This window comes from Neoroseomonas lacus (assembly GCF_014644535.1).
GTDB lineage: Bacteria > Pseudomonadota > Alphaproteobacteria > Acetobacterales > Acetobacteraceae > Neoroseomonas > Neoroseomonas lacus.
In genome coordinates, this window is record NZ_BMKW01000007.1 from 308,236 (window position 1) to 332,970 (window position 24,735).

Genomic DNA, 24,735 nt, shown 5'->3' on the forward strand with positions numbered 1-24,735 from the left:
CCACAAGATCCTTACTCGTGGCGGGTGTCCTTCCGGTCGCGCCTAGTGCAGCCGCTCAAGACACAGCGCGATGCCCTGGCCGCCACCGATGCATAGCGTAACCAGGCCGCGCGTCTGGCCTGCGCGGGCCATGCCGTGCAACAGCCGCGTGGTCAGCACCGCGCCGGAGGCACCGATCGGGTGGCCATGGGCGATGGCGCCGCCCTCGGGGTTCACCGCTTCCTCGCGCAGCCCCGTCTCGCGCATCACCGCAAGGGCGATGGCGGCGAAGGCCTCGTTGATCTCGGCGCGCTCGATCTCGGCGGCCGTCCACCCCGCCCGCTCCAACGCGCGCTTCACGGCGGGCACCGGGCCCAGGCCGAACATCCCGGGCTCCACCGCGCCGAGGCCGGCCGACACCAGCCGCGCCACGGGCTTCAGGCCCAGTCGCTCGGCCGCGCCCCGCTCGGCGACCACCATGGCCGCCGCGCCGGTGTTGAGCCCCGGCGCGTTGCCGGCCGTGATGCTGCCGTCCTTACGGAAGGCCGGGCGCAACTTGGCCAGCGTCTCGGCCGTGGTGTCGGGGCGGTTGTGCTCGTCTCGGGCAAAGGACACCGGTCCCTTGCGGCCCGGCACCTGCACCGGCGTGATCTCGGCGTCGAACAGCCCGGCGGCCTGGGCCGCCGAGAACCGGGTCTGCGACCGCAATGCCCATGCGTCCTGATCCGCGCGGGAGATCTGCAGCTTGGTGACCAGGTCCTCGGTGTGCCAGCCCGAATGCTCGCCGGAGAAGGCATCGTTCAGCCCGTCCAGCAGCATGCTGTCGAGGATCTGCCCATCGCCCATTCGCATGCCCCAACGGCCGTTGGGCAGCAGGTAGGGCGCGCGATCCATGTTCTCCATGCCGCCGGCGATCATCACGTCGGCCTCGCCGAGGCGGATTTCCTGCGCCGCCGAGGCGATGGCCTGGGCGCCGGAGCCGCAGACGCGGTTGACCGTCATGGCAGGCGCGGAGACCGGCACGCCACCGGCGATCGCCGCCTGGCGGGCCGGATTCATCTTGTTGCCGGCCTGGATGACGTTGCCCATCACCACGCCATCAACCCGTGCCGGATCGAGGCCGGCGCGCTCCATCGCGGCGCGGACCACCGTGGCGCCGAGGTCGACGGCAGGCACGTCCTTCAGCGCGCCGTTGAAGGTGCCGATGGCGGTACGAGCCGGGGTGCAGAGAACGATGTCGCGCTGGGCCATGGGGTTTTCCTTAATCGGTTCGCCGGCGGGCGGTCAGGCTACCGGGGATGGTAAACGCATCAGCGTGCCGTTCAGGGGCACGGCAAGGGCGATGGTGTTGGAAATCGTGCCGTACTTCCGGACGTTCTGGTGCAACAACTCCAGCCGCCGGTCGGTCTCATCGGTGTCCACCAGGATCTCGTAGTCGATGCGCGTCATGCGCGGCGGGGCGTCCTGGCGTTCCCCGGTCAGGTGGATGGTCACGCCGCGGAGCGAGAAGCCCAGCATCGGCGTCACCCGTTCGATGCCCTTCATCATGCAGGCCGCAATTGAGGCCAGCAGGAGTTCGGCCGGGTTGAACGCATCGGCGCGGCCGGCGGGGTCGGTGTCTGCCAGCAGTTCCGCAGCCTTGCAGTGCATGCGCGTGCCATAGCCGTCCAGCCTGGTCGCAGTCATCGTGTAGGATTGCACGCATCACGCTCCCCAATCCTGTGGATAGATACGCCGACCAAGCACGCCGCGCCTTGCTGTGGATCAGCCGCAGATTGTCTGCGGCCGGCTTGCTTGGTCGTGCTTCATCGCGGTCCGCGCCTTCCTGAGATCGGCTAAGCGTGGATCGCATGCGCCGCCGGATGCCGAAGGACGGAGTCCACCCGATGCCGATGCCTATCCGGCAGGCGCGGAACTGGTGCGGCACTGCCTCGGCTCACGCGCCGCCACGCGTGCCCTGCATGACCGAATCAGGACAGGCGCGCGCGTCCTCGGCATCGCGCGGCACGTAACTCGCGAAGCTGCTGCGGATGCGCGTTGACGGAGGGGCGGTGGTTCTGGTCGGCGGGGCAAGGTTCGCCCTCTGCCATCGCCTGCTTCCCTCAGGTTTTTCGGCCTTTGCGCGCATTCAGGGCGTCGAGCAGTCGCCCGAGGCCGCGGTCGATGACCTTCTCCTTGCGCAAGACCACCGCGAGCTGCCGCGACAATGGCGGGCGCAGTGGGCGTATCACGGCCCCTTGGGCGTCACCGCCAAGCGCCAACGCCGGCAGCACCGAGCATCCGCGGCCGCCCGTCACGAGCACCTTGATCGCCTCGACGCTGCCGAGTTCCATGATCGGCCGCGGAACCCGCCCGGCCCGGCGGAACCAGGCGTCGATGATGGTGCGCGTATTTGCCCCCGCCTCGTACAGGATCAGCGGAAGCCGCTCCAGATCGGCGGCTGAGAGGGCGCGGCGCCGGCCGGGCAGCATCGCCTCCGGCAGGAACGCGACCAACGGATCGGTTACGACCGGCAGTGCCGTCAGTGAAGAACCCAAGGCTGCGGGCAGGGTCACCAACGCGGCGTCGAGGTCGCCCTCTTCGACGCGCCTGAGCATATCGGGCGTGTTGCCGGTGGCAACGATCACCTCCAGCCCCGGCATCCGTTCATTCAATTCCGCCAGCACCGGCGGCAGCAGATGGATGGAGGCCGTCGCCCCGGTGCCGACACGGACCCGCCCCGCGTCACCCGACCTGTATGCCGCTGTAACCGACCTGGCATCGTCCACAGCCGCGCGGGCACGGCGCGCCGGCTCCATGAGTGCCCGACCGGCGGCGGTCGGCACCGCCCGGCCGGACACGCGTTCGAGCAGCCGGACGCCCATGGCGCGCTCGAGTTCCCTCAGCTGTTGGCTGGCCGCCGGTTGCGTCAGGCCGAGCGATTGCGCGGCGGTCGTGACACCGCCCGTCTCGACGACGGAGAGGAAGGTCCGCAGCTGGCGGAGGGTCGGTTCGCGCATGCATAAAACTTATACTTATGGTGCATATTAGAAAGAATTCCTTTTGGCGCGGGCCGCCGTGCCGCACCTTCGCGGACATGGACACGCAGCACGCCACCGATGCCGCCACGCGGCATCCGCACTTCCACATCCGGCCATCGGGCGACGACGACATGGTCGCCATCGCGGCGATTTACGGACATCACGTCCTGCACGGAACGGGATCCTTCGAGACGGAAGCGCCTAGCGTCGATGAGATGCGGCAGCGGCGAGCCGTGATCATCGAGCGCGGTCTGCCCTATCTCGTCGCGGCGGATGCCCACGGCGCGGTGCTCGGCTACGCCTATGCCGGCGCGTACCGCCCCCGCATCGCCTATGTGAACACGGTCGAGAACTCTGTCTATGTCCGGCACGACTGCATGGGGCTGGGTATTGGCCGCGCTCTCCTGCAGGCGTTGATCGAGCGTTGCGAGGCGCTCGGATATCGTCAGATGATAGCGGTCGTCGGCGACAGCGCTAACCTGGCCTCGGTGCGGCTGCACGAGGCCTTCGGGTTTCGCCTGGCCGGGACGCTGCGCTCGGTCGGGCACAAGCATGGCCGGTGGCTTGACACCGTCCTGCTGCAACGGTCGCTCGGCGCGGGCGACCACACGGATCCGAACCGACATGCGTGATGAGATGCCCGGCATCGTCCTGGCGCTGCCGGACATCAGTGCCTGGTCGACTGATCGCTCCGCTGCCACAGCCGCTGGCTGTTGCGCACCGCAGCCTGCGCAGGGCATCCGCTGCGCCGGCGCTGTGCCGGGCGATCACGCTTCGCCTGCCGATGCAGCGAGAGTCCGCCACGACCGCCTGATACGGCGGCGACACACGCTACCGCCGAGGGAAGCCGGCGCGCATCCGGCTTCCCCCGTCCGGCCTCAGGCCTGACGATATTCCTGCGGCTTGAAGGTGAGATGCCGTACGCTCTCTGGCGCATCGGCGATCTTCCGGATGTTGCCCCAGGTCTGCTTGTAGTTGGGGATGATGAACTCGTTCACCCCCTTGGATACCACGTTGCCCTGCACGCCCGTTGGGTAGGCGAAGAGCATGAAGGTCTCGCCGCGGCGCGCGGAGGGTGTCGGCCAAGCCATCGCCTGCGTCGCGCCATTGTCGTTGAACACTTCGACGAGGTCGCCCTGGGTGAGCCGGAGTTCGGCCATGTCGGCGGGGTTCATCTCGATATAGGGCAGCGGGAAGCGGTCGCGCACGAAGTCGTTCTGCTGGTCCAGATAGGCGGACTGCCAGATGTGGTTGGCACGGCCGTTGTTCACCAGGAAGCGGAACTTGTCCTTCTCGGCCTGCTTGCCTTCTGCCTGGAAGCCACGCCACTGGGTGCTGGCGAAGGTCGCCTTGCCGTCCGGCTTGCCGAAGCGTCCGTCGGAATATAGCCGTTTGGTGCCGACGATCACGCCCGGAGCCGCTGTGCTGCCCGCCGGCAGGTTGCCGCGGCCGCCCTGGCCGCCGGCCTCCTGGTAGCCCGTGGCGGGTTCCTGGAAGCCGTTGGTGCCCATGGCGCGCAGCCGGGCGTAGGTGACGTGCTCTCCGCCGCGCTCGTGCTTGCGGTAGCCGTCGTTGAAGGCGTCCTCTTCGCTGATCCAGTCATAGCCCTTGAACTTGTCGGCGATGTCGCCCTTGCCCGCTGCGCGCCAGGAGCGTTCGAGCGCCTGGGCCAGCTTCACCACGATCAGGCAGTCCGGCAGTGATTGGCCGGGCGGGTCCATGTAGCGCTCGGTCAGGCGCATCCGTCGTTCGCCGTTCATCGAGGTGAGGTTCATCTCCCCCGCCGTCGCCGCCGGCAGCACGACATGCGCGCAGGTGCCGATTTGCGTTGGCACGATGTCCATGTCGACGCTGAACAGCCCGCCCTGGCGGATGGCACCCATGATGGCGTCCACCTGCGCCGCGCGGTCACCCGCCGGTACGCCATCCATCGCCGCTTTCACCAGATCCGTCCGCCGCTTGTAGGCGCGCTTGAACTCACTGGCGTTCAGTGTCGTCTTGAAGTGGTCACAGGCCCAGATGTGGTGGACACCGCCGCGGCCGCCGATCAGCAACTGGTCCACATAGGCCGCCGGCCGCCCGACATGCGCGTCGGATGGGCGCGAATAGCCTTCCTGATGGCCGCCGAGGCGCACGCAACCGCCGCCGGGACGGCCGACATTGCCGGTGGCGAGCGCCAGATTCACCAGGGACTGGTTGGTGCGATAATTGTCATTGCCCCAGATCAGGCCCTTCTCATACGCGAACATGGTTCGCCGCCGGGCGCCGCCCTGCTTCGGTTCGGCAATCCATGCGGCGGCTTTGCGAATGTCGTCGGCCGACAGGCCGGTGATGCGCGCCGCTTCCTCGATCGTCGTGCGGTTCGCCGCAGCCGCGGCGTCATAGCCGCTGGTGGACGCGGCGATGAAGGGCCGATCCACCCAGCCGCGTGCCGCGACCTCGGTGAGCAGCGCGTTGAACAATGCGAGATCTGTGCCCGAGTTGATCGCGAGGTGCAGGACGTTCTCCTTGCCCGCCTCCGTCTCGCAGGCGGCGACCGTCACGGTACGTCGTGGATCGACGATAATGATGCGACCGGCCGCGTGTGGCTCATTCGGCATCTCGCGCCGCTTCTTGTCGAGCGAGGTGCCACGCAGATTGGGCACCCAGTGGTTCAGAAAGTAATTGGTCTGGGTCTCGAGCGGATTGGCGCCGACCACCATGATGGTATCGGCGAGTTCCGCGTCCTCGTAGCAGTTGTTCAGCTCGCCGACGCCCATGTCGCGAGAGCCATGGACTTCGCTGTTGTAGGCTGGGCGGTTGTGGATGCGGATGTTCTTGACCTTCATGCTCTCGAAGTAGAGCTTGCCGGTCGCCCAGGTGTTCTCGTAGCCGCCCCCGGCGCCGCCATGATCGAAGGCGGAGACGATGAGGCCGTCCTCGCCCTGCTCCTCGACAACGCGGCGCGTCACCTCGGCCACCAGCGCGACGGCATCGTCCCAGGAGGTCGGCGACATCCCGCCATAGCGCCAGACGAGCGGGTCGGTCAGGCGCTGCGCCTGCGTCCCCGTTGTCCGAGAATAGGACATCTCGGCCATCCGCGCGCCGCGGATCGAGCCGAGGCCGGCATTCACCGAGCATTCAACATCCGGCTTGATCACCAGATGCACGTCCTTCCCGTTCTGCCGCACGATGTTGTACATCGCCGGGCTGTACCAGTTGGCCGTCTCGGCAGGCTGCTGTTCGGCGAGGTTGGCGTTGAAGGCGTTCTGCGCCGCGGCGTTGCCGCCCTGGCGGTCCACTGGCCAGGAATAGGCCTTGTAGCCGCAGCCGACGATGCAGAAGTGGCAGGTGACGTTCTGGACCCTGGCGTCCCGCGGCGGGATCGGCAGGCGGTCGATGTTGCGCTTGTAGGCCATCGCTGCGTCCTCCCTCAACTGAGCACGTTGGACAGACGGCCGTAGATCAGCTCGTCCACGCCCTCAGCCTGGATGTCGCCGTTCCGGTCCACACGCAGGCGGAACTGCGCGAGGTTCGCCGTCGCCTGGCCCCAGATCTGCAGGCCACCTTTCTCGCAGTCAAAGCGGCTGTAATGGCCCGGGCAGTTCAGCGAGCGGTCGTCGGTCCGGTAGAAAAGCGGGAAGCCCTTGTGCGGGCAAAGGGTGGAGAAGGCGACGACGTCGCCATCCGGCCCGGCGCCGCCCTCGACGCGCGTGCCGAGCTTGACGATGACACCGGGACTATCGGCATCGGGATAAGCGACCTGAACCGGCTCGTTGACCTTGAGGTCGCGCAGGTTCGCGAGGCGGGTTACCGGGTAGGTGACGCGGGCAAGCGAAGGTGCTGCTTCGGCCGGCGCGCTCGCCACGCCTGCGACAGCGGCGGCGCCCGCGGCGGCAACCGCACCGCGCATCAGGAAGAAGCGACGGCCGCCATCGGCCAGTCGATCACAGTGTGACATCTTGAACCCTCCCCACCTGCTTAAGGTGAGCGCTCGCATTGCGAAGCACATGCCAGCCCTGGCCGGCACGACGCGGCCGGGCGCTGCGACGTGGATCGCGATGCAGCGCAACGCCTTGCAGGCGCGGATCGGCCTATGCCGACCGCGCCGGAGTCCAGACATCCAGATTCGTCGTGCGCCTACGGTCCGGCCTTCTGGACCACCGACCGGCCGAGGCCCAGCCGGCGGATCTTCTCGAACAAGGTGGACCGCCCGACCCCGAGCCGCTCCGCCGCCATCGAGACGTCCCCGGCGGTGGCCTCCAGCGCGGCCTGGATGGTTCGCCGTTCCGTCGCCGCGACTGCTTGCGCCAGCGTGGCCTGCATGGCGGTGCCGGGCGGGGCGGCAAGCTCCGGGAAGATGTCGGTCGCCTCGACCCGTGGTCCGTCGGCCAGTGCGGCGGCGCGCTCGACACGATTGCGCAGCTCGCGCGCATTGCCCGGCCAGGGATGCGCGAGGAGAGCTGCCTCTGCCTCCTCGTCGAAGCCGCGCAGCGCCCGGCCGAAGCGCTCCGCGCAGTCTGCCAGGAAGCGGCGGGCCAAGGGCATGATGTCCTCGGATCGCGCGCGCAGCGGCGGGATTTCCACCCGGATGACGTCCAGGCGATAGAGCAGATCCTCACGGAACCGCCGCTCCCGGACCAGCGTGACGAGGTCGGCATTGGTCGCGGCGACGATGCGGGCCGCGAAGGGTAGCGCTTCCTTCCCGCCGATGCGGGTGAACTCGCGCGCCTCCAGCAGCCGCAGCAGCTTTGGCTGCAGCGCCGGGGGAAGCTCGGCGATCTCGTCCAGCAGCAGCACTCCGCCGAGCGCGCGTTCCGCGTAACCCGCATGCCGCGCCTGGGCGCCGGTGAAGGCGCCGCGCTCATGGCCGAAGATCTCGCTCTCCATCAGCTCGGCCGGGATGGCGGCGCAATTCACGGCGATGAAGGGTCCATCCGCAGCCGGCGAGAGCGTATGCAGCAACCGCGCCGCGACCTCCTTACCGACGCCGCTCTCGCCCAACAGCAGGACGGAACTGTCCACCAAGGCCGCCCGCCGCAGCGTCGCCTCCACGCGACGCATCGCGGCCGAGCGCCCAAGGACCGCGTCCTCCGCCGAAGGAAGCCGGCGGGCGACCAGGCGTTCGATGCGGGCAAGTAGGTCCGGCACCTCGAAAGGCTTGGCCAGGAAATCGTCGGCGCCGGCGCGCACCAGCCGCACCGCCTGGTCGATTTCGCCGAAGGCGGTCATGAACAGGACCGGCAGGTCGCCAATCCGGGCACGCAGACGCAGGAACAGCTCCTCGCCGGAACCATCCGGCAAGCGGATGTCGCAGAGCAGCAGGTCGGCCGGCGGGGTGCGTTGGAGCAGCGCCTCGCCCGCCGCCGCCGTGCGCGCCCAGGACACGGCATAGCCTTCAATGCCAAGGCGATGCGCGAGGGCGGCGCCAAGGGTCTGGTCGTCTTCGATGAGGACTATGGCGCCCCGCGTCTCATGCAACATGGGCAAGCGCCTCCCTTGGGCCTGCGACGCGACCGACTCCTGGCACCTCGAGACGGATCCGCGTCCCCTGCGCCGCCGCGCACAAGCTGATGCGGCCGCCGAGCCGGTGCGCCAGACGAACCGCGATCCAGAGTCCAAGGCCGCCGCCTTCGGGAGGCGAGGCCTCCGGGTCGGCCAGCAGCGCGAGGGCTGGCGCCGGCAGGCCTGGTCCCTCGTCAGACACGTCGATCACGACACCACCATCCGGACCGGTAATAGCGACCACACGCACCGTGGCGCCGTCCGGTGACGCGGCGCAGGCATTCAGCAGGAGGTTCAGCACGATCTGGCGAGTCAGCGTCCGGTCGGCCGGACTCTCCGCGGACAGGGCGTTCTCCCACTGCAGGTGCAGGCCGCGGCGTTCGACCTCGTGGCGCACCAGGACGCGCAGGTCGTCCAGGTCCTCGCGATGCAGCGGTCCGTCTCCCGGTCGTCCCTTGTAGGTCACGAGGCTGGCGCGGACGACGTTCCGGATGTCGTCCAGGCCGCGTCGCAGGAAGGCGACCGAGGCCTCGCGCACCTGCTGGTCGTCGCCATGCGTCGCAATGGTATCAACGGCGGTCAACAATCCGCCGAGCGGGTTGTTGACCTCGTGCGCCATACCGGACGCGAGCTTGCCGAGCTGAGCATAGCGTTCCTCCTCGGCGAGCCGCGCGGCCATCGCCTCGCGCTCCCCGATCGCCGCTGCGGTGCGGTTCCAGGCGCCGAACAGCGCGGCGAATTCGGGACCGGCGCGCGCGATCGCCGCCGCGGGAAGCGGCTTCACGCGGCCCGTCTCGCCGCCCGCCGCGACCTGCGCGCGCAGTATCTCGAGCGGCTGCAGCAGCCGGCGCACCAGCACGAAGCCTAGTATGGCGAACAGCAGCGTCAGCGCGCCATTCGCCAGCAGCAAGGTCCGGCGCACCGCCGCACGCTCGGCGAGCAGCGGCGCGATGTCCACCTCGGCGACGATGCGGCCGAGCCCCATGCCGCCCTCGGCGAGGTCTCGGCCGAGCGTTGCGCGCGCGGTGGCCTCGTCCATCACCGGCGCGCCGCGGCCCGCCGCCTCCGCGGAGCGGGTGGCGAGACCCTCGGGAAGCGCGGTTCCCAGGACGAAGCGCCGCGGCTCGGACGACGCCAGGATGCTGCCATCCGGCAGTACCAGCATGGCGACCCCCGGGTGCAAGGCGGTGTAGCGGCCTTGCGCGCGGTCAAGGGCGTCGAACGTCTCCCACACGTCGCGGCGGATAGCGGCGGGCTGCAGCGCCGTGGCGAGGCCGTCCAGATAGGCCGCGGAAAGCTCGCCGAGATGCCGCTCCTGATCGCGAGAGAGGCGCTGCAGCACGCCATGGCTGAGCACGGCCGCGGCGGCGATCATGAGGAGGGAGACGAGAACGGGCACCCGAAGGGCGAGCGGCCAGCGGCCCGGTCGAAACGGAGACGCGTCACGGTTCATGATGCACTCCCGCCGACCTCGGCGCTCATCCGCGCTATGCCGTCGAACCAGGCCGGATCCCCGGGCACCCAGCCGTCGAGTTGCAGCGTCGCGAGGATGCGCCGGCCGGGCGGTGTGCTCGGCATCGCCTCCAGCGCGGTGGCAAGTGCGCGCACCGCCGGACTACCCCGCGCTGCGCTGAGGCAGCAGACGGGCGGGAAGCCATGCCAATCCGACCTGTTCAGGATGCGGGTCTCGCGCGTCAGTTGCGGCTCGCGCTGCGCCATCACTTCCCAGACATAGCCATCCACGCTGCCGGATTGCGCGAGCCCGGAACCGACGGCGCGGATCACGTTGCGGTGGCCATAGGCGAAGAAGCTGCGGGCGAAGAACGTCTCCGGCCGTTCCCCCTGGCGTGCCAGCAGCCAGCGCGTCACCAGAAAGCCTGAATTGCTGTCCGGATCCGAGAATGCGTGCGTCATGCCACGAAGCTCTGACAGCGACGCCGCCGGTGCCGCGGCCTCGGTGATGACGTAGCTCTGGTAGAGGGGTCGCCCGTGGTGGAGTGGCACGGAGAGCAGCGCAAGGCGCCCGAGATTCTGAACGTAAGGATAACCACAGATCCAGGCCGCATCGATCTGGCCGGAGAGCAATAGTGAGGTGACCTCCTGATAGGTCCGGCGCTTGAGCAGTTGAACCTGCGCCCCGGTCGACGTGCTCAGGTATTCCTCGAGGTCGCGCAGCAATTCGAGATCGGAATCGAGAAAGACCGGCGTGAGCCCGAAGCGGATTGCCGGAGCATCCGCACGCGCGCGCAGGGGAGTGCTTCCCGCGAGACATGATGCCGTCGCGAGGAGCCGTCGCCGGCCCGGCCATCGGTCCTGTCGCACCGTGCCTCCCCGGAAGCCGCGTGTGAGCCTTCCGTGGCCGGAACCTTAGAGAATGCAGCCGGCCAGGGAAACGATGACTCGGCGCCGGCCCTTTGGCATAAGTCGCGGCCCCGGTAACGGACCTCGACTGGTAGCTCTGCGGCGCTGCGGCCGCGGCGCGCTGAGCGGCGCAGATTGACCCGCGGCCCTCGCCCACAAGATCTGTTGGTCCTGCTGCCACTGAAATCGCATGGAGGGTCCGTATTCTTGACTCCCCGGTACGCATGCGCGCCGCGCATGTGGCGACGTTCAGATTGAGACCGTCCCGCATCGGAATGCTTGATTGCGTGTCCCCCAGTGTGAACCAGCGATCGGACGGCCGTCACGCCGAGGAGGGTCCGCGAGTCCGACGGATCGAGGCATATTCGGCACCAGTGAGCATGCGTCCGTACCCCGTCCGTTTCTTTATCCGTTGGGCGGGCGTGTTGACGCCGGGGGTTGCTCTGAACTGTCCACCACGATCAACAGGCGGCCAGCGAGGGAGGTGACCTCGCGCTCGGCCAGCAGCAGCGAGGCAAAGCGACGATCCGTCTCGGCCAGGCGCGCGACATCGGCATCGAGCACGCCATTCACGTCGAGGAAGCGGTTCATCGTGCCGCCGACGCGCACGCAGCCCTCCGAGGAAGGTTCGCCCAGCATGGGTTCGAACAGATCGGGGTCGGTCGCATGCATGGCGAAGCGGATGCGTGCCTCGCTGCCATCATCGGCCAGCCACGCGGCGCCTGATACCAGCCGAAATCCCATACGCGCATGCCGCGTTCGCCCAGGCCCCTGATGCCCTCGCGGTTATAGGTGCCCAGCGCGCGATAGCCGCGGATGCCGCCATCCTGCGCATAGACGCCGAGCGGGGTGATGAAGTGGTCGGGCACACCGCTGATACCGGTGGAGGCCGGCGCACTCGCCACCACCTCCCACGGGCCATCGGCGCGCATCAGCAGCAAGGCGACCCGCTGCACCGAGGGCGTACGATCGGTCAGCACGGCGAGTTCCGCGCCCTCCGGCCGCCGGCCGGCCTGGGCTATCGCGTCGCGCGCCAGCGCCACCCATTGCACCGCCAAGGGCGTCGCCGGTACCGCGGCGCCGGGGACCTCGGCCAGCATGGCGGTGCGCAGGCGCAGCGCCTCCCGCCCCGCCGCGTCGAGCGGTGCCGGTGGCGGCCGCGACGCACAGGCCGAGACCAGCGACACGGCAAGCATCGTCAACAACCGCGGTCCGGTACGGATCTCGCGTATCAGCCAAGCTCCATTGCGCGCTTCCAGTCCCCAGGGTGACACTCGGTGTGATGGCCGCAGGTGCGAATGCACCGGAGGTCTGAATCACGCGATCAACCATGAGGTTAGAGCGCGATGCGTGAACGAAGGTGAACGCACCACGCTCGAAGCCCCGGAAACGATGAACGGGATCCTGCACCATGCGTCGCCTCGCCGCTTTGATGCTGCTCACAAGCCTCGCGCAGCCTGCCGCCGCGCAACAACTGCGGATCGGGTTAAACTCCGATCCGGATGTACTTGATCCGACGCTGTCGCGTACCGTGGCGGGCCGCCAGGTCTTCGCGGCGATGTGCGACAAGCTGGTGGACATCAACGAGAGGCTGGAGATCGTCCCGCAGCTCGCCACCGCCTGGCGCTGGGCGGATGATGGCAAGACGCTGGTCTTCACCCTGCGCGATGGCGTCCGCTTCCATGATGGCGAGCCGCTGACCGGCGAGGCCGCGGCGATCGGGCTGCGCCGCCATCTGGAAACCCCCGGTTCCACCCGCAAGGCGGAGATGGGGCCGGTGACCGAGGTGGTCGCGACCGGGCCGCTGGAAGTGACCATCCACCTCTCGGAGCCCTTTGCCCCGCTGCTGGCGGCGCTGTCGGATCGCGCCGGGATGCTGGTCTCGCCGCGCCAGGCAACCGTCACCGGCGCCGATTTTCAGCGCGCCCCCGCCTGCGCGGGGCCATTTCGCCTGACGCAGCGCATCGCCCAGGACCGCATGGAGCTGGAACGCTTCGACAGCTATTGGGACCGTGCGGCGATCCACTTCGACCGCGTCACCTATCGCCCGATCCCGGATGCGACGGTCCGGCTGGCCAATCTGCGCGCCGGGGCGCTCGACGTCATCGAGCGCGTCAGCCCCTCCGACGTGCCGGAGATGCGGCGCGACCAGCGGGTGCGCGTGGTGCAGGCGCCCTCGCTGGCGACCTTCTATCTCGCGATCAATGTGGCGAATGGCGCGCGGTCGCGGACGCCGCTCGGCCAGGACCCACGGGTGCGCGAGGCGCTGGAACTCGCCATCGACCGCCAGGCGCTGGTGAATGTCGCCTTCGAGGGGCTGTGGGTGCCGGCCAACCAGGCGGTGCCGCCGGACCATCCTTTCTATGCGCGCTCGGTGCCGATGCCGCAGCGCGACGTGGCGCGGGCCCGGGCATTGCTGCGCGCGGCGGGGCATGAGCGGTTGACGGTGAAGCTCTCGGTGCCGAACACCACGGATTACCTGCAGGCGTCCGAGGTGATCCAGGCGATGGCGGCCGAGGCCGGCATCGACATCCAGATCCAGGTGATCGAGACGGCGACGCTGTTGCGGCAATGGTCGGCCGGGGATTTCGAGGCGCTGATCATCCAATGGTCGGGGCGCGTCGATCTCGATGGCAATCTGTTCGCCTTCTATGCCTGCGGCGTGCCGCTGAATGGCGGGCAGTATTGCAACCGCGCTGTCGAGGCGGCGCTGGTCGAGGCGCGGCGCAGCGTGGACCCGGCGGTGCGGGCGGCGGCCTATGACCGGGCGGCGCGGCAGTACCTCGCCGACCGTCCCTACATCAATCTGTGGCAGCCGCTGACGCTGCATGGCGTGGGCGCGACGATCCAGGGCTTGCGCCCGGTGGCGGACGGCATCATCCGGGTGCAAGGTTTGCAGAACACCAGGGGATGAAACGACCATGACGGAAACCATGCGCGCGGCTGTCGTCACGCCGGAGGGCGTGCGGGTGCAGGACGTGCCCCGCCCGACCCCGGGGCCGGAGGAAGTGTTGGTGCGCGTGCGCGCGGCGACGCTGAACCGGGCTGATCTCGGCGTGGCGGCGGGCGGGTCGCATGGGTCGATGGGCGGGGCCGGGACGATCCTCGGCCTCGATTTCGCCGGCGAGGTTGCCGCGGTCGGCAGCGCGGTGACGGGGGTGAAGCGGGGCGATCGCGTCACCTGCTCGGGTGCCGGCGGCTATGCGGAATACGCCATCGCCGACAGCCACCGCGTCCAGAAGGTGCCGGACCGCAACCTTTCCTGGGAGGAAGCGGCGACGCTGCCGGTGGCGCTGGCAACGATGCATGACGCAGTCGTGGTGAATGGGCGGCTCGCCCGCGGCGAGAGCGTGATGATCCTCGGCGCGTCGTCTGGTGTCGGCATCATGGGGATGCAGATCGCGAAGTTCATGGGCGCGGGGCTGGTCATCGGCACCTCGACCGATGCGGCGCGGCGCGCCCGGCTGACCGAATTCGGCGCCGATGTCGCGGTGAACACGCGCGATGCGGATTGGGCCGAGCAGGTGCTCGCCGCGACGGGTGGGCGGGGTGTCGATCTCGTGGTGGACCAGGTGAGTGCGGCGACGATCAATGCGGCGATGCGCTGCACGGCGGTGCTGGGGCGCATCGTCAATGTCGGGCGGCTGGGCGGCAGCAAGGGGGAGTTCGACTTCGACCTGCATGCGACGCGGCGCATTGCCTATATCGGCGTGACGCACCGGACGCGGTCGCGCGAGGAAATCCGCGCCGAGTATGCGGCGATGCGGCGCGATCTCTGGGACGCCGTCGAGCAGGGGCGGTTCAGCATTCCGATCGACAAGGTGTTTCCGCTCGACGAGGTGGTGGAGGCGCTGGCCCACATGAAAGCCAACAAGCATTTCGGCAAGATCGTGCTGTCGGTTTGAACGGGAGAACGGCCATGCATGACTTGGTGATCCGTGGCGGCACGGTGGTGGACGGCACCGGGGCCGCGCCGTTTGAGGCCGATGTTGCCGTGCAGGCGGGGCGCATCGTCGAGGTTGGGCGCGTCGCCGGGCGTGGCGCGGAGGAGATCGACGCCAAGGGGTTGCTGGTCACGCCTGGCTTCGTCGATATCCACACGCATTACGATGCGCAGGCATCCTGGTCCGAGCGGCTGATCTCGTCCTCCATCAACGGTGTCACCACGGCGCTGATCGGCAATTGCGGCGTGGGTTTCGCGCCGTGCCGGCCGGAGCGGCGCGAAATGCTGGTCAAGCTGATGGAAGGCGTGGAGGACCTGCCCGAAGTCGTGCTGACGGAGGGACTGCCGTGGAGTTGGGAATCCTTCCCCGACTACATGGATTTCCTCGCCGGCCGCCGCTACGACACCGACATCGCGGCGATGGTCACCCATGCGCCGCTGCGCGTGCATGTGATGGGCGAACGCGCCGAAGCTCATGCCGAGGCGACGCCGGCCGAATGTGCCGAGATGGCGCGGCTGGCGGCGGAAGGGCTGGCGGCGGGTGCGGTGGGGATTTCGACGTCGCGGGCGCTGGCGCATCGCACGTTGGATGGGCGGCACATCCCGACGCTCGGCGCGCCGGAGGCGGAGTTGGAGGCGCTGGCGGGTGCGCTGCGCGCGCATGGCAGCGGGTGGTTGCAGGTGATCTCCGACTTCGATGACCCGGCCGAGGAGGAATTCGCGCGGCTGCGGCGCGTGGCGGCGGTGGCTGGACGGCCCCTTACCTTCTCTCTGTTGCAGCGGGAGTCGAAGCCGGGCTTCTGGCGCTGGCTCCTTGAGCGCACCACCGAGGCGAATGAGGCCGGCGTGCCGATGTTCGGCCAGGTGATGGGGCGGCCGGTTGGGCTGATGTTCGGCTTCGAATTGTCGCAGCATCCGTTCCTGACGCGACCTTCCTATGTCGAGGTCGCGGGGCTGACGTTTGCCGATCGGATCGCCGCGTTGCGCGACCCGGCGCGGCGGGCGCGCATCCTGTCCGAACAGACGGATGATGCGGCGCTAAAGGTGCGGCTGAACAATTGGGATAAGATCTTCCCGCTCGGCGACCCGCCGGAATACGAGCCGCCGCCCGAGCGTTCCGTCGCCGCCATGGCCGCCGCGCGCGGCATGACGGCCGAGGCGCTATGCTACGACCTGATGCTGGAACGCGACGGCCGCGCGATCCTGAACCGGCCGCTGCTGAATTATGCGGATGGGGACCTCGCCGCGATCCGCGAGATGATGACGCATCCGCATACGCTGATGGGGCTCGGCGATGGCGGGGCGCATGTGGGGTATATCTGCGATGCCTCCTGCATGACGCATATGCTGGTGCATTGGGCGCGCGACCGCGTGCGCGGGCCGAAGCTGCCGGTCGAACAGGCGGTGAAGCGGATCAGCCGCGACAATGCGGCGGCGATGGGGCTGGCGGATCGCGGCGTGGTGGCGGCGGGGCGCAAGGCGGACCTGAACGTCATCGACTTCGCGCGGCTGCAGATGCGCGCGCCGGAGATGCACTACGACTTGCCTGCCGGCGGCAAGCGGCTGGTGCAGCGGGCGGAGGGGTATGTCGCGACGGTGCTGTCCGGCGTCGTCACCTATCGCGAGGGCGAGGCGACCGGGGCGTTGCCGGGGCGGCTCGTGCGCGGGGCCCGGTAACGCCCTGGCCTGGGGTTTGCTTGGCTGGCGGCGTTGAAAAGGACGCCGCCATGCCCTTCACCCCTGTCATCCCCGCCGGGTCCGGCAAACCGCTTGCCCCCTACTCGCCCGGCGCGGTTGCCGATGGCGTGCTGTATGTATCGGGCACGCTGCCGCTCGATGCGCAGAACCATGTCGTGCATGTCGGCGATGCCGGCGCGCAGACGCGCCATGTACTGGAGACGATCAAGGGCGTCGTCGAGGCGGCCGGCGGCACCATGGCCGATGTGGTGATGAACCACATCTTCCTGACCGATTGGGCGCATTACGCCCCACTGAACGCCGTCTATGCCGAGTATTTCCCGGGCGACAAACCGGCGCGCTACTGCATCCAATGCGGTCTGGTGAAGCCGGATGCGCTGGTCGAGATCGCCTCCGTGGCGCATATCGCGACATGAAGTTCGAGGTCACCGGGACGGGCCGCGAAGCGGTGGTGCTGTCGGCCGGGCTCGGCGGCGCGGCGGCATTCTGGGCGCCGCAACGGGCGGCATTGGAAAAGCACTTCCGCGTCGTCGCCTTCGATCAACGTGGCACCGGGCGCAATACCGAAGTGCTGCCAGATGGCTACAGCATCGGGCATATGGCCGATGACGTGGTCGCGGTGCTGGATGCCGCCGGCATTGAGAGCGCGCATCTGCTCGGGCATGCGCTGGGCGGGCTGGTCGGGCTGGAGATTGCGCGGCGGCATCCAGCACGGCTCGGCCGCCTGGTGGCGGTGAATGCCTGGGCGAGGGTGGACCGGCATTCGGAGCGTTGCTTCGACATCCGGCTCGGTATCCTGCACGCGCAGGGGCCAGCGGCCTATGTCGCGGCGCAGCCGCTGTTCCTGCATACCGCGCCGTATATGTCGGCGCATCATGAGAGGATCCTCGCCGAGGTCGCGCATGGCACGGCGCATTTCCAGGGTGCCGGGAACCTGCTGAAGCGCATCGGCGCGTTGCGCGCCTTCGACGTGCGGGGGGATTTGTCGCGCATCACCGCGCCGGTGCTGGTGGCGGCGTCGCGCGACGATCTGCTGGTGCCCTGGACGGTCTCTCAGGCTCTGGCCGATGGCTTGCCGGACGCCGTGTTCTGGCTGACGCCGGAAGGCGGGCATGCCTTCACCGTGGAGCGGCCGGAGGTATTCAACCCTGTGTTATTGGATTTCCTGCGGCGCGGTCAGGACCAGACCTGATCCGGCGTCAGGGGCCGCGACAGCAGGCCTTGCGCCACGCACCAACGCCCGGCCAGGGTTATGGCCGGGGCCAGCGCTGCCCGCGTGGTTGCCGCCGCACCGAAGATGCGCTGCAATTCCGCGACCAGCGCGGGTTCGCGCATCAGTTCCGACTTCACCACGACCAGGTGGTTCACCGGCTCGAAGCCGAAGCTCGCCTGGAATTCGCGGCCGGCGGCAGCGACGTCGGGGAAGACAGGGCGGAAGCCGTCCGGCAGTTCGGCGCCGAAGATCGCCGCGTCCAGCGCGCCGTCGCGCAGCATTGCCGTCATGTCGGCGCCGGGTGCCGCGCGGGTGCAGAAGGGCGGGTCGCGGAAGGTGGGGACGTGGGCGTCCTCGAAGGTCGTCCAGGCGATGGCGTCGGCGGCGACGCCGTGGCGTTCGGCCAGTACTCCGCGCAGCCACATGCCCGTGGTCTGGCTATAGGCGCGCACGCCGACACGCTTGCCAGCGAGGTCCGCCGGGCCGGCGATGGCGCTGTCGGTGCGGCACAGCAGCGCGCCTTCCTGGAAGCGCGACGCCATCACCACCGGCAGCAGCGAGATCGGCACGCCGGCTTCCTTGGCCATCAGGAAGGTGGCGATGGCCATTTCGGAGACGTCGTAGCGCAGCTCGCGCACCATCGGCGCGAAGGCCTTGCTGATCGGCTTCACCGAAGCGCGATCGAAGCGCAGCAGGTCGGAGGGCGGCAGCTCGGCGGTGTGCGGGTAATCGCCAAAAGCCGCGGTTAGGACGCGCTGGGTCATGCGCCAACCTCGGCAAAGAAGGCATCGACCTTGGCGTTGAAGGCGTCAGCGTGTTCGAAATGGCCCGAATGCCCTGCCTTGGGCAGCGGCGAGACGCGGGCGCCGGGGATGGACGGCGCCATGCCGGAAGGGGCGAAGGGCGGGATCACCACGTCCTCCTCGCAGGGGACGAACATCACTGGCGTGTTGGCGGCGGCGAAGGCTTCGGGTGGGCGGTTGCGCGCGGCGTGCAGCCTGGCGCGCACGGTCTCGCGGTCGAAGCCCTGCGAGAGGCCATTGATGTGCGCGTAGATCTGCGCGAGGGCGGGCTGTTCCTCGGCCATGCGGGCGCCGGAGGCCGGCAGCATGTTGCGCGCCAGCAGGTCGGAGCGGGCCTCGGCGCTGGCCTTACTCCAGGCGGCGAGTTTCGAGCGTTCCGGCTCGCGCATCTGGCGTGGGTCGAGCGAGCCGGTCGTCGCCGCCAGCACCAGCGCCTTCACCCGGCCGGGGCGCAGCAACGCGTATTCGACGCCGGACCAGCCGCCCATCGACTGGCACACCATGCGGATGTCGCCGAGCTTCAGCGTGTCCACCAGGGCGGCGACATCGCCGGCGTATTCGGCCGGGTCGGGGCCACCGGCCGGCGCGGTGGAGGGGAAGAAGCCGCGATGGGAGAATGCCACGCAAGTGTAGCGCGGCGCGAAATGCGCCACCTGCTGCCACCAGGAGAACAGGCAACCGCCAAGGCCATGGGCGAAGACGATGGCCGGGCCGGAGCCGGTCACCTCATAGCGGATGCGCGCATCCGGCCGGTCGATCCAGCCGGCGCGGCGGGGGGGCGCGGTGAAGCTCATGCCAGGCTTTCCACCACATGCGGGAAGACGGATTGGAAGCCCTCGCCCCATTTGATGGTCTTGTCGGAATTGCGGGCGGCCTGGGCACCGCGCTGCAGGGCGACGCGGGTGTAGTATTCCCACAGGTGCTCCTGCCCTTCCATGCATTCGATGGCGGCGCGCTTCTTCTCCCACACGCTGCCGATGTCGAGCAGCACATCGGGCTTCCAGCCGCATTGTTCCGGCTGATGCGGTTCGAACAGGAAGACCGGCGGGGCGCCGAGCACCTTCTGCCCCGGATTGTGGCCATGCGCCTGGGCGGTGATGCGGGCGTGCTGGGCGAAGTCGGTCACCGCGGGGTGGTCGCGGTTGTAGATGTCCTCCTTGCTGTGGGTCAGCACGAAGGCGGGGTGGATGTCGCGGTAGACGTCGACGAGACGGAACAGCGAGTCATTGCTCAGCGTGATCGGGTAGTCGCCGAGGTCCCAGAACTGGATGTCGTGCACGCCGAGCGCCTCGGCCGCCTTCTTCGCCTCGACCTCGCGCGACGCCTTCACGCGGTCGAGCGTCATGCCGGGCACGCGCCACAGTTTGGCCGATTCGCCGCGCTCGCCATAGGACAGGCAAACCACCGTGACCTTGAAGCCCTTCTCGGCATGCAGCGCGATGGCGCCGCCGCAGCGCCAGACGAAATCGGCGGAATGGGCGCTGACGACAAGGGCTGTCTTTGACATGGGCTTCCTCCGAAGGCGTAGGATCAGGCATGGCAGTCTGGCGGCAGGCGACACACCCGCCTAGGCTGGGCGGGAGCAAATCACAGGAGCCGCCACCCCGCCATGGCCAGCACGCCCGACACCTTCGACTATGTCATCGTCGGCGCCGGCGCCGCCGGGTCGATCCTCGCCGCGCGGCTGACCGAGGATCCGGGCGTGACCGTCTGTGTGCTGGAAGCGGGGCCGCCGGACCGCAACTTCTTCATCCACCTGCCGGCGGGCTTCATCAAGACGCTGGTGGACCCGTCGGTCACCTGGCAGTTCAAGACCGAGCCGACCGAACGGACGGGTGGGCGGCAGATATCGACGACGCAGGGGCGCACGCTGGGCGGGTCTTCGTCGGTCAATGGCATGATCTACAACCGTGGGCAGCCGGGGGATCTGAATTCCTGGGCGCAGCGCGGCAATCGCGGCTGGGGCTATGAGGACTGCCTGCCCTACTACATGCGCACCGAGCAGCGCATCGGCTTCGGCCGCGACGATCGGCGCGGCAAGCAGGGCGGGCTGCCGGTCACCGACATGGACTGGATCCACCCGCTCTCGGAAGCCTTCCTGCAGGGGTGCGTCGAGGCCGGGCTGCCGCGCAACCCCGACTACAACAGCGGCGACCAGGCGGGGGTCGGGTATTTCCAGCGCGGCATCCGCAAAGGCTGGCGGGTTTCGGCGGCGCGGGCCTTCCTGAAGCCGGCCATGTCACGGCCGGCGCTGGAGGTGCGCACCAATGCGCGCGCCTGCGGCATCGTCTTCGAGGGCAAGCGGGCGGTTGGCGTCCGCTACGTCACCGAGCGCGGCGGTGCGCGGACCGAGGTGCGGGCGCGGCGCGAGGTGATCATCTCGGCCGGCACGGCGAATACGGCGCGGCTGTTGCAGGTCTCGGGGATCGGGCCGGCTTCGACCCTGGCGCGGATCGGCGTGCCGGTATTTCACGAATTGCCGGTGGGGGAGAATTTCCGCGACCATTACGCCTCGCGCATCGTGATGCGGGCGAAGGATGGGGTGGAGACGCTGAACCAGTTGGCGACGGGCTTCAACCTCGTGAAGCAGGTGGCGCGCTGGGCGATGGGCAAGCCGTCGATCCTGGCAACGGCGCCCTCGCATGTGCATATCTTCTGGAAGTCCTTCGAGGGGCTGGACGAGCCCGATCTGCAGGGCGTCTTCACTCCCGGCTCCTATGCCGAGGGCAAGGTCTATGTGCTCGACGACTATCCGGGCTGTACCGCGGGTGCTTGGCAGCATCGGCCGGAGAGCACTGGCTGGGTGCGCGCGAAGACCGCGGATGTGTTCGACGACCCCGAGATCCAGCCCAACTATTTGTCCGACGAGATGGACCGTCGCGTGCATCTGGGCGGCATCCGGCTGATCCGCCGATTGCTGAACACGCCTTCAATGCAAGAGCTGCTGGAGAAGGAGGTGCTGCCGGGCGTGAATGTCGAGCGCGACGATGAATTGCTTGATTTCGCCTACAAGAACGGCTCGACAACCTATCACCTGATCGGTACCTGCCGGATGGGGCCGGAAACGGACACCACCAGCGTCGTCAACGACCGGCTGCAGGTGCATGGGCTGGAGGCGTTGCGGGTGATCGATGCCTCGGTGATGCCGTCGATGACATCGGCGAATACCTATGCGACGACGATGATGATCGCCGAGCGCGGCAGCGACTTCATCCGCGGGCGGGCGCCGCTCGCGGCGTGATCAGGCGGCGCGCCGCAGGCTGAAGCGCGCCCAGACATCCTCCAGCGCCGCGACCAGCCGGTCCATATCGGCATCGCTGTGGACCGGGGATGGGGTGATGCGCAGGCGCTCCGTGCCGCGCGGCACGGTCGGGTAGTTGATCGGCTGCACATAGATGCCGTGCTCGTCGAGCAGGATGTCACTGATGGCCCGGCACAGCACCGGGTCATGCACCATCACCGGCACGATGTGGCTGACATTGGGCAGGTGCGGCACGCCCACCGCGTCGAGCCGGCGGCGCAGCGTCGCGGCGCGTTCGTGCAGCCGCTCGCGTTCGATGCTGCTGGCGCGCAAATGCTCGATCGCCGCGCGGGCGCCGGCGGCGACGGCCGGCGGCAGGGCGGTCGAGAAGATGAAGCCGGAGGCGAAGGACCGCACGAAATCGACCATCGCATGGGAGCCGGCGATATAGCCGCCGATCACGCCGAAGGCCTTGGCCAGCGTGCCCTCGATGACGGTCAGGCGGTGCGAGACGCCGTCGCGTTCGGTCACGCCGCCGCCTGTCGGGCCATAGAGGCCGACGCCATGGACCTCGTCGCAATAGGTCATCGCGCCGAATTCATCTGCGATGTCGCAGATCGCGGCGATCGGGGCGATGTCGCCGTCCATCGAATAGACGCTCTCGAAGGCGACCAGCTTCGGCGCGCCGGGGTCGAGTTCGGCCAGCACCCGGCGCAGGTCGGCGACGTCGTTGTGGCGGAACACGCGACGCTCGGCGCGGGAGTGGCGCATGCCCTCGATCATCGAGGCGTGGTTCATCTCGTCGGAGACGATCACGCAACCTGGCAGGCGGGAGGCGAGCGTCGACAGCGAGGCCCAGTTCGACATGTAGCCGGAGTTGAACAGCAGCGCGGCCTCGGTGCCGTGCAGCGCAGCTAGGGCCCGTTCCAGCAGGATGTGTTCGTGGTTGGTGCCGGAGATGTTGCGCGTTCCCCCCGCCCCGGCGCCGTAGCGGTCGAGCGCGGCATGCATCGCGGCGAGCACCTTGGGGTGCTGGCCCATGCCGAGATAGTCGTTGGAGCACCACACGGTGACGTCACGCGCGGTGCCGGCATCGTGGCGGATGGCGCGGGGATATTGGCCGGCCTGGCGTTCGATATCGGCGAAGACACGGTAGCGGCCCTCGCGGCGCAGGCCGTCGAGCTGGGTGCGGAAATAGTCCTCGTAGTCCATCCCTGACCTCCCAGGACCGCACGCCGCATCGTATCGTGCCGGCGCCGTGCCCTGCCAGATGCAATGGGCGGCGGATCGGCGCCTTGACGCAGATCATGCCGCCGGCCGGAAACGCACGCCGTGCGGGCCTTCGCCCGCTCCGCCGTCAGCGCGATTGGCGTTCGACCGCGCCCACGCGAATCGCCATGACCTTGGTCTGATTGAGCTTCATCACGCCCCTGACCGATCCCAGCAGGGGCGAACTGCTCTAGGCGCCTTGGACATGATGCTCAAGCCACCCGCTTGCCAGATCGTCAAACGGGATTAATTCCACGCAGGATATGGCGCGCGAACGACATCGCGGGCGATCGGGTGGGAAGGAGTTTCGCATGCGACGGATGATGGTGGTGGCGGCCCTCGCTGCAATGGCGTCCGTGTCGGGCGTGGCCATGGCGGAGGAAGGCGACGCGGCCGCGGGCCAGCGCGTGTTCAACCAGTGCCGCGCCTGCCATACGGCGGACCAGGGCGGGCGCAACGGGGTCGGCCCGAACCTGTTCGGCATTGTCGGCCGCCCGGCGGCCAGCATCGAAGGCTTTCGCTATTCGGCGAATATGCGTGAGCTCGGCACCGGCGGCCTGGTCTGGACCGAGGAACGCCTGCGCGCCTATGTCGCCAACCCCAAGGCAGTGGTGCCGCGCGGCAGCATGTCCTTCCCCGGCCTGCGCAACGAGACGCAGATCAACGACCTGATGGCTTATCTCGGGTCGCTGAAGAGCTGACGTCAGGCGGCCGCGCGGCGCTGCCGGTAGGCCTTCAGCGACCCCGCATGCATCAACCGGCCGGACAGCGGCCGGCCGATGATGCGTTCGGCCAGCCGCGCGGCCTCGATCAGGGCTTCGAGGTCGATGCCGGTTTCGATCCCCATCTCATGGCACAGGAAGACCATGTCCTCCGTGCAGATGTTGCCCGCGCCCCGAGCGTCGCCATGGCCGGCGAAGGGGCAGCCACCGAGGCCGGCGACTGAACTGTCGAAATGGGAGACCCCCATCTCCAGCGCCGCCAGGACATTCGCCGGGCCAAGGCCGCGTGTGTCGTGCAGGTGCAGGCCAACCTCGGCTTCCGGCAGCGCGTCGCGCAGCATGCCGATGGCGCCGCGGATCGCCTGCGGGTTCGCCCAGCCCATGGTATCCGCCAGATAGAGCCGCGGCGGCGCCATGCCGCGCGCCTGGCAGGTATTCCAGGCCCAGACGAGTTCGCCGACCGCGCGCGAGGGCGCTACCTCGCCCTCAAAGTTGCAGCCAAAGGCGGCCATGACCAGGGCGCGCTCCATCGGCACGCCGTCGGCGGCATAGCGGTCGAGCCAATCATTCACCCGGCCACGCATCTCGGCCGCGGTGCAGTTGTTGTTGCGCATGGCGAAGGCGTCGGAGGCATAGAGCGCGATGCGGCCGGTGATGTGCACGCCAGGCGTCGCGCGGGCGCGGTCATAGCCGCGCTCATTCAGCCAGACGGCGTCGTAGCGCACGCCCGGCTTGCGCCGGATGGTGGCGAACAATGCCTCGGCATCGGCCATCTGCGGCACGGCCTTGGGCGAGACGAAGGAGGAGACCTGGATTTCCTCGAGCCCTGTCTCGGAGAGCGCATCGACCAGCGCGGCACGGTCGGCGAGCGGGAAGGCGCCGCGTTCGATCTGGAAGCCCTCGCGCGGGCCTTCCTCGTGGAAATGGACGTGCTTCGGCAGGTTCGTCATGGCGTTTCCCCTGCCATGCGGGCGGCGGCGATTGACGCGCGCGGTGCCTGCA

Annotated in this window: 23 protein-coding genes; 8 read left to right on the top strand and 15 right to left on the bottom strand. The window is 68.8% G+C overall.

What is annotated here, in order from left to right; genetic code table 11:
- Positions 1-42: 42 nt before the first annotated feature.
- The 3 genes from IEY36_RS15730 to IEY36_RS15740 all read right to left on the bottom strand — a co-directional run bounded on the left by IEY36_RS15730 (position 43) and on the right by IEY36_RS15740 (position 2,978).
- Positions 43-1,230 carry a thiolase family protein gene (locus IEY36_RS15730; protein WP_188968256.1) on the bottom strand — a complete coding sequence of 396 codons (1,188 nt, stop codon included), beginning with the start codon at positions 1,228-1,230 and terminating at the stop codon, positions 43-45.
- Positions 1,231-1,263: 33 nt separating this feature from the next.
- Positions 1,264-1,680: an OsmC family protein gene (locus tag IEY36_RS15735; protein ID WP_229681347.1), complete on the bottom strand. Its 417-nt coding sequence runs from the start codon at positions 1,678-1,680 to the stop codon at positions 1,264-1,266.
- Positions 1,681-2,081: 401 nt separating this feature from the next.
- Positions 2,082-2,978, bottom strand: coding sequence for a LysR family transcriptional regulator (locus IEY36_RS15740; protein ID WP_188968258.1), 897 nt, complete (start codon positions 2,976-2,978; stop codon positions 2,082-2,084).
- A 152-nt stretch (positions 2,979-3,130) separates the two neighbouring features.
- On the opposite strand from IEY36_RS15740, the gene IEY36_RS15745 reads away from it, so the two are divergent.
- Positions 3,131-3,631: a GNAT family N-acetyltransferase gene (locus IEY36_RS15745; protein WP_229681348.1), complete on the top strand. Its 501-nt coding sequence runs from the start codon at positions 3,131-3,133 to the stop codon at positions 3,629-3,631.
- A gap of 246 nt (positions 3,632-3,877) precedes the next feature.
- Here the strand turns inward: IEY36_RS15745 and IEY36_RS15750 are convergent, their stop codons facing one another.
- From IEY36_RS15750 to IEY36_RS15775, 7 genes are all read right to left on the bottom strand, one after another.
- Positions 3,878-6,397, bottom strand: coding sequence for an arsenate reductase (azurin) large subunit (locus tag IEY36_RS15750; protein WP_188968262.1), 2,520 nt, complete (start codon positions 6,395-6,397; stop codon positions 3,878-3,880).
- A 14-nt stretch (positions 6,398-6,411) separates the two neighbouring features.
- Positions 6,412-6,978: an arsenate reductase (azurin) small subunit gene (locus IEY36_RS15755; protein WP_229681349.1), complete on the bottom strand. Its 567-nt coding sequence runs from the start codon at positions 6,976-6,978 to the stop codon at positions 6,412-6,414.
- A 140-nt stretch (positions 6,979-7,118) separates the two neighbouring features.
- Positions 7,119-8,462 (bottom strand): sigma-54-dependent transcriptional regulator, encoded by a 1,344-nt coding sequence (locus IEY36_RS15760; RefSeq protein ID WP_188968264.1) that lies wholly within the window; start codon positions 8,460-8,462, stop codon positions 7,119-7,121.
- Positions 8,452-9,936: a sensor histidine kinase gene (locus IEY36_RS15765; protein WP_188968265.1), complete on the bottom strand. Its 1,485-nt coding sequence runs from the start codon at positions 9,934-9,936 to the stop codon at positions 8,452-8,454. Before IEY36_RS15765 ends, IEY36_RS15760 begins: the two co-directional genes overlap by 11 nt.
- Positions 9,933-10,805: a substrate-binding domain-containing protein gene (locus IEY36_RS15770; protein ID WP_188968268.1), complete on the bottom strand. Its 873-nt coding sequence runs from the start codon at positions 10,803-10,805 to the stop codon at positions 9,933-9,935. Before IEY36_RS15770 ends, IEY36_RS15765 begins: the two co-directional genes overlap by 4 nt.
- Before the next feature lie 444 nt (positions 10,806-11,249).
- Positions 11,250-11,453, bottom strand: a complete 204-nt coding sequence (locus IEY36_RS30650; protein WP_229681350.1) for a hypothetical protein — start codon at positions 11,451-11,453, stop codon at positions 11,250-11,252.
- Entirely contained in the window at positions 11,432-12,046 is a 615-nt protein-coding gene (locus tag IEY36_RS15775) for a hypothetical protein (protein WP_229681351.1), read from the bottom strand. Before IEY36_RS15775 ends, IEY36_RS30650 begins: the two co-directional genes overlap by 22 nt.
- A gap of 209 nt (positions 12,047-12,255) precedes the next feature.
- Between IEY36_RS15775 and IEY36_RS15780 the strand changes: the two genes are divergently transcribed.
- The 5 genes from IEY36_RS15780 to rutD are packed head-to-tail and all read left to right on the top strand — an operon-like array spanning position 12,256 to position 17,677.
- Complete coding sequence (locus IEY36_RS15780) at positions 12,256-13,758, top strand: ABC transporter substrate-binding protein (RefSeq protein WP_188968270.1); 1,503 nt, start codon at positions 12,256-12,258, stop codon at positions 13,756-13,758.
- A 7-nt stretch (positions 13,759-13,765) separates the two neighbouring features.
- On the top strand, positions 13,766-14,749 hold the full coding sequence (locus IEY36_RS15785) for a zinc-binding dehydrogenase (RefSeq protein WP_229681352.1): 984 nt from the start codon (positions 13,766-13,768) through the stop codon (positions 14,747-14,749).
- Between the two features lie 14 nt (positions 14,750-14,763).
- Positions 14,764-16,464: an N-acyl-D-amino-acid deacylase family protein gene (locus IEY36_RS15790; RefSeq protein ID WP_188968272.1), complete on the top strand. Its 1,701-nt coding sequence runs from the start codon at positions 14,764-14,766 to the stop codon at positions 16,462-16,464.
- Between the two features lie 50 nt (positions 16,465-16,514).
- Positions 16,515-16,901 carry a pyrimidine utilization protein C gene (rutC, locus tag IEY36_RS15795; protein WP_188968274.1) on the top strand — a complete coding sequence of 129 codons (387 nt, stop codon included), beginning with the start codon at positions 16,515-16,517 and terminating at the stop codon, positions 16,899-16,901.
- Positions 16,898-17,677 (top strand): pyrimidine utilization protein D, encoded by a 780-nt coding sequence (rutD, locus tag IEY36_RS15800; RefSeq protein WP_188968276.1) that lies wholly within the window; start codon positions 16,898-16,900, stop codon positions 17,675-17,677. The genes rutC and rutD overlap by 4 nt, the downstream gene beginning before the upstream one ends.
- Here rutD and IEY36_RS15805 read toward each other — a convergent pair.
- From IEY36_RS15805 to IEY36_RS15815, 3 genes are read right to left on the bottom strand one after another with little or no spacing between them, the layout of a single operon-like run.
- On the bottom strand, positions 17,662-18,462 hold the full coding sequence (locus IEY36_RS15805; protein WP_188968278.1) for an ABC transporter substrate-binding protein: 801 nt from the start codon (positions 18,460-18,462) through the stop codon (positions 17,662-17,664). The genes rutD and IEY36_RS15805 overlap by 16 nt on opposite strands.
- Entirely contained in the window at positions 18,459-19,295 is an 837-nt protein-coding gene (locus IEY36_RS15810; RefSeq protein ID WP_188968280.1) for an alpha/beta fold hydrolase, read from the bottom strand. Before IEY36_RS15810 ends, IEY36_RS15805 begins: the two co-directional genes overlap by 4 nt.
- Entirely contained in the window at positions 19,292-20,008 is a 717-nt protein-coding gene (locus tag IEY36_RS15815; protein WP_188968282.1) for a PIG-L deacetylase family protein, read from the bottom strand. Before IEY36_RS15815 ends, IEY36_RS15810 begins: the two co-directional genes overlap by 4 nt.
- Positions 20,009-20,110: 102 nt before the next feature.
- On the opposite strand from IEY36_RS15815, the gene IEY36_RS15820 reads away from it, so the two are divergent.
- Positions 20,111-21,742 (top strand): GMC family oxidoreductase, encoded by a 1,632-nt coding sequence (locus tag IEY36_RS15820; RefSeq protein WP_188968284.1) that lies wholly within the window; start codon positions 20,111-20,113, stop codon positions 21,740-21,742.
- On the opposite strand, the gene hemA is transcribed toward IEY36_RS15820, so the two are convergent.
- On the bottom strand, positions 21,743-22,954 hold the full coding sequence (gene hemA / locus IEY36_RS15825; protein WP_188968286.1) for a 5-aminolevulinate synthase: 1,212 nt from the start codon (positions 22,952-22,954) through the stop codon (positions 21,743-21,745).
- A gap of 368 nt (positions 22,955-23,322) precedes the next feature.
- Here hemA and IEY36_RS15830 point away from each other — a divergent pair, with 368 nt between their 5' ends.
- Positions 23,323-23,712, top strand: coding sequence for a c-type cytochrome (locus IEY36_RS15830; RefSeq protein ID WP_188968288.1), 390 nt, complete (start codon positions 23,323-23,325; stop codon positions 23,710-23,712).
- A 2-nt stretch (positions 23,713-23,714) separates the two neighbouring features.
- Here the strand turns inward: IEY36_RS15830 and IEY36_RS15835 are convergent, their stop codons facing one another.
- On the bottom strand, positions 23,715-24,683 hold the full coding sequence (locus IEY36_RS15835; RefSeq protein ID WP_188968290.1) for a hydroxymethylglutaryl-CoA lyase: 969 nt from the start codon (positions 24,681-24,683) through the stop codon (positions 23,715-23,717).
- Positions 24,684-24,735: the final 52 nt, after the last annotated feature.

Bases quoted from the DNA above. Each gene is read 5' to 3' on its own strand.
- IEY36_RS15760 (WP_188968264.1), bottom strand. From the start codon at position 8,462: ATGTTGCATGAGACGCGGGGCGCCATAGTCCTCATCGAAGACGACCAG.
- IEY36_RS15835 (WP_188968290.1), bottom strand. From the start codon at position 24,683: ATGACGAACCTGCCGAAGCACGTCCATTTCCACGAGGAAGGCCCGCGC.
- IEY36_RS15785 (WP_229681352.1), top strand. From the start codon at position 13,766: ATGACGGAAACCATGCGCGCGGCTGTCGTCACGCCGGAGGGCGTGCGG.
- rutC (WP_188968274.1), top strand. From the start codon at position 16,515: ATGCCCTTCACCCCTGTCATCCCCGCCGGGTCCGGCAAACCGCTTGCC.
- rutD (WP_188968276.1), top strand. From the start codon at position 16,898: ATGAAGTTCGAGGTCACCGGGACGGGCCGCGAAGCGGTGGTGCTGTCG.
- IEY36_RS15790 (WP_188968272.1), top strand. From the start codon at position 14,764: ATGCATGACTTGGTGATCCGTGGCGGCACGGTGGTGGACGGCACCGGG.
- IEY36_RS15755 (WP_229681349.1), bottom strand. From the start codon at position 6,978: ATGCGAGCGCTCACCTTAAGCAGGTGGGGAGGGTTCAAGATGTCACAC.
- IEY36_RS15740 (WP_188968258.1), bottom strand. From the start codon at position 2,978: ATGCGCGAACCGACCCTCCGCCAGCTGCGGACCTTCCTCTCCGTCGTC.
- IEY36_RS15820 (WP_188968284.1), top strand. From the start codon at position 20,111: ATGGCCAGCACGCCCGACACCTTCGACTATGTCATCGTCGGCGCCGGC.
- IEY36_RS15830 (WP_188968288.1), top strand. From the start codon at position 23,323: ATGCGACGGATGATGGTGGTGGCGGCCCTCGCTGCAATGGCGTCCGTG.
- IEY36_RS15805 (WP_188968278.1), bottom strand. From the start codon at position 18,462: ATGACCCAGCGCGTCCTAACCGCGGCTTTTGGCGATTACCCGCACACC.
- hemA (WP_188968286.1), bottom strand. From the start codon at position 22,954: ATGGACTACGAGGACTATTTCCGCACCCAGCTCGACGGCCTGCGCCGC.
- IEY36_RS15750 (WP_188968262.1), bottom strand. From the start codon at position 6,397: ATGGCCTACAAGCGCAACATCGACCGCCTGCCGATCCCGCCGCGGGAC.
- IEY36_RS15815 (WP_188968282.1), bottom strand. From the start codon at position 20,008: ATGTCAAAGACAGCCCTTGTCGTCAGCGCCCATTCCGCCGATTTCGTC.
- IEY36_RS15745 (WP_229681348.1), top strand. From the start codon at position 3,131: ATGGTCGCCATCGCGGCGATTTACGGACATCACGTCCTGCACGGAACG.
- IEY36_RS15810 (WP_188968280.1), bottom strand. From the start codon at position 19,295: ATGAGCTTCACCGCGCCCCCCCGCCGCGCCGGCTGGATCGACCGGCCG.
- IEY36_RS15730 (WP_188968256.1), bottom strand. From the start codon at position 1,230: ATGGCCCAGCGCGACATCGTTCTCTGCACCCCGGCTCGTACCGCCATC.
- IEY36_RS15765 (WP_188968265.1), bottom strand. From the start codon at position 9,936: ATGAACCGTGACGCGTCTCCGTTTCGACCGGGCCGCTGGCCGCTCGCC.
- IEY36_RS15780 (WP_188968270.1), top strand. From the start codon at position 12,256: ATGCGTCGCCTCGCCGCTTTGATGCTGCTCACAAGCCTCGCGCAGCCT.